A 1,402-nucleotide genomic window follows, 5' to 3' on the forward strand; every position below is an offset into this window, starting at 1 on the left:
ACAAACAAAGTCCGCCTGGTATTGTGAAGACAAACACAATACAGGAATTAGACCGGAAGTCCGCCAGGAAGAATGAGTCCGCCGCGTAGATAGGTCAGTTCGGATAGTGTTGTAAAAATCATTGTCACAAGGAGAGTGCGATCGGATAAAAATGAAAACATAGGCAAAACCGGGTGTCAGAAACAGACCGAAAATAGTCCGCCAAGGCAATTGAGCTTGAGCGTTGAACGGTCAAACTAGGGAGCGACGACGAAGAGAATGGAGAGCATAAAAGCTCGGATACCAGGGAGTTGAGGCGACCGCTCTATTTGATACTGATGCCTGGGAGTTGAAAAACTGATTAGGGAGGCGAAGTATGATATTACCCCTGGCAGTCGGAGTTGATATAGCCAAAGCAAAGTTTGCTGCTGCCATTTGGGTTGACGGCAAAGGTCGGAGCTTAGGTGAGTTTAGCAATACAGCAGAAGGTTTCATTGAACTAGAACAGTGTTTAGCAACAGCAGTGACAACCAACAAAGCCAACTGTATACATCTAGTTTTAGAACCAACAGGAGGCTATGAATTGGCACTGGCTTGTTTTGGTCACGAGCGCGGATGGAAAGTCAGTTTGCCCAATCCTAAATATGTACGTGAGTGGGCAAAGGGGTTGGGACAACGAGCAAAGACTGATAAGCAAGACGCATTGTTGCTGGCTAGATTTGCCAGTGAGCGCCAACCACAACCTTGGCAACCATTACCTTCAGAAATTAGTGAGCTTGAAAGTTTACTCGAACGCCAAAATGACAAGCGAGCAGTTGTTACAGCAAGAACGCAACCGACTTGAATCATTACAAAACCGTAGAGGGGTTTCCAGTCACGTTGTGAATAATCTTGAAAGTATGATTCATCACTTGCAAGAAGCTCTGGCTGAAATACAACAGCAAATTCAGTCGCATCTGGCGAATTATGCTCATCTGGAGGCAGATGCTCGAAGACTCAGACAAGTTCCCGGTATTGGAGCAAAGAATGTCTTACCTCTGCTGGTGCTGCTGTACCGTTGGCATGGCTTAACTCTTGGACAAGGAACAGCTAAGGGTTTGACTGCCTATGTCGGCATTGACCCACAAACCTTTGAAAGTGGTGCAACTGTGCGGCGTAATTCCAAAATTTCTCGTTTTGGGAATCCGCGTATCCGTAAGCTATTGTACATGGGTGCTTTAGGTGGTAGTCGTGGCAACAATTGTTTGCGCTCCTTTTATCTGCGTTTGGTTGGACGTGGTAAAGCCAAAAAACTTGCTCTGCTGGCTGCGGCTCGCAAGATTTTGGTTTGGGCATGGGCTGTTTTCCGTCGAAAAACTACCTTTGATCCTGGTTGTGTCAACAAGGATTTTCTGATCGCCTCTTGACATCAATGAGAGAATCT

Annotated in this window: 3 protein-coding genes; 2 read left to right on the forward strand and 1 reads right to left on the reverse strand. The window is 46.2% G+C overall.

The genetic code is table 11. The annotated features are described in order from the left end of the window. The coding region (locus tag G1O98_RS39560) for a hypothetical protein (RefSeq protein ID WP_207794535.1) at positions 1-210 on the reverse strand (210 nt) is incomplete at its 3' end. A gap of 145 nt (positions 211-355) precedes the next feature. On the opposite strand from G1O98_RS39560, the gene G1O98_RS38210 reads away from it, so the two are divergent. Together G1O98_RS38210 and G1O98_RS38215 are read left to right on the forward strand one after the other, a co-directional pair. Beyond that, positions 356-823, forward strand: a complete 468-nt coding sequence (locus G1O98_RS38210; protein WP_163939654.1) for a transposase — start codon at positions 356-358, stop codon at positions 821-823. Beyond that, complete coding sequence (locus tag G1O98_RS38215; protein ID WP_163939656.1) at positions 780-1,385, forward strand: transposase; 606 nt, start codon at positions 780-782, stop codon at positions 1,383-1,385. The genes G1O98_RS38210 and G1O98_RS38215 overlap by 44 nt, the downstream gene beginning before the upstream one ends. Positions 1,386-1,402: the final 17 nt, after the last annotated feature.

It is taken from the genome of Nostoc sp. UIC 10630 (genome assembly GCF_010747425.1).
Lineage (GTDB): Bacteria > Cyanobacteriota > Cyanobacteriia > Cyanobacteriales > Nostocaceae > Nostoc.